Here is a 1,734-nt window from a genome sequence, read left to right on the forward strand (position 1 = left end):
TGTATACCGCGCGGGGCCCTACTTTGCCCGGACGAGTTTGTCAGCGGTTGTTGGTCTGGCGGGCGACGAAGACGCCCCAGCCCATGTACCGCCGGCTGTACTCCAGGTGGGACCGTTTTGAGCTCGACAGGAAGGCGCGCAGTTCTGGGGCGTCGGGGTCGGAGGGGTTGTCGCGGAGCCAGTCGCTCATCGTCCACCACTGGCTGGCCACGTATCTGTCCCAGTCATCCGGGCTGGCGAGGATCATTTCCAGGAGTTCGAATCCCGCTTCCTCGAAGCGCTCCGCCGTGCCCGCCAGTGAGGTGAACGTGTCTTCGGCTGTGTTCAGGGAGGTGAGTGCCTCTGGTGGAGGAGGAGTGATCCAGTAGCACTCGCCGACCAGGACGATGCCGTCCGGGCGGAGCGGGCGGCGCATCAGGTCGAGCGTGCCGGTCAGGCCGTCGCCGATCCAGGTCGCGCCAAGGCAGGAGACGATGTCGTAAGAATCGGGTTCGTCGGTGTACGTGGCGGCGTCCGATTCGACGAAGGTGACTTGGTCGGCGACTCCTCGTTCCTTGGCGCGCGCGTTCGCGGCTTCCAGGAACACCTTGCTGATGTCGACACCTACGCCTCGCAGGCCGTACTGGGCGGACCAGAGCGTGAGCATCTCGCCCTTGCCACAGGCCAGGTCCAGGTGGCGGGTGCCCGGAGCGATCCGGCAGATCTCGCCCAGCTGCCGGAGTTTGTCCTCGCTGAACGGGTTGAGAAGGCGATGCCCAGATTCGGCGATCTCGTGGAAGCGCAGTGACATGCGGCCAGTTTCACGAATCCTCGTGCGGTGCGCGACTGGATATCCGGAGGGGTGTTCGGCTTTCGGGTGTACTCCGGCTTGCTAGGCTTGAGTGACCGGGCCACCCCACCACGGGTGGCCTTCGTCGCGTAAGGCCTTGGACAGGCGGCGACCAGCCACGGCGGACCGCCGTACAGAGAGCAAGGTCCGCTGAGTGAGCCAACGAAATGGACCTAGAAGTGAACAGAGATAGCGGATCGGACGGCGGTCAGCGCGGCCGCGGCGACCACGAGGACAGGCGCTCCAGCGGCGGAGACAGGAGCGGCGGGCAGGGGCCCCGTGGAGAGCGTGACTCCAGGAGCGACCGTCCGTCCCGCTCCGATGACGGCAGGTCGCGTTCGTACGGTCGTGATGACCGTGGGCCGCGGCGGGACGAGGGCGGTCGCGGCGACCAAGGGCCGCGCAGGGAGTACCCGCGAAGTGACGAGCGGCGGCCCTACCAGGATCGAGACCGGAGCTCCGGTTCGCAGGGTAGTGGCCGTTACGCCGGCGGCGGTCAGCGTGACGACCGCGGTCCCCGTAGCGAGGGTGGCTACCGTTCAGATCGTGGCGGCTCCGGTGGTGAGCGTCGGCCGTTCCGTGATCGCGATGATCGTGGTCCGCGGCGTGAGGGTGGTTACAGCTCCGATCGTGGCGCTTCCGGTGGTGAGCGTCGGCCGTTCCGTGATCGCGATGATCGCGGTCCGCGCCGTGAGGGTGGTTACAGCTCCGACCGTGGGCCTCGTCCTGAGAGTGCCTCTGGCGAGCGCCGTCCGTTCCGGGACCGTGATGACCGTGGGCCTCGTCCTGAGGGTGCCTCTGGTGAGCGCCGTCCGTTCCGGGATCGTGATGACCGTGGTCCGCGGCGTGAGGGTGGTTACAGCTCCGATCGTGGCGCTTCCGGTGGTGAGCGTCGGCCGTTCCGT

Annotated in this window: 2 protein-coding genes; one reads left to right on the forward strand and one right to left on the reverse strand. The window is 67.3% G+C overall.

Annotation, left to right across the window (positions count from 1 at the left end; genetic code table 11):
- Nucleotides 1–40: 40 nt before the first annotated feature.
- Nucleotides 41–790, reverse strand: coding sequence for an SAM-dependent methyltransferase (locus V5E28_RS48890; protein WP_336217172.1), 750 nt, complete (start codon nucleotides 788–790; stop codon nucleotides 41–43).
- Nucleotides 791–1,330: 540 nt separating this feature from the next.
- On the opposite strand from V5E28_RS48890, the gene V5E28_RS48895 reads away from it, so the two are divergent.
- The coding region (locus tag V5E28_RS48895; RefSeq protein ID WP_336217173.1) for a hypothetical protein at nucleotides 1,331–1,734 on the forward strand (404 nt) is incomplete at its 3' end.

Origin of the sequence: Nonomuraea sp. LPB2021202275-12-8, assembly GCF_037044575.1 — a bacterium.
Lineage (GTDB): Bacteria > Actinomycetota > Actinomycetes > Streptosporangiales > Streptosporangiaceae > Nonomuraea.

Bases quoted from the DNA above. Each gene is read 5' to 3' on its own strand.
- V5E28_RS48890 (WP_336217172.1), bottom strand. From the start codon at position 790: ATGTCACTGCGCTTCCACGAGATCGCCGAATCTGGGCATCGCCTTCTC.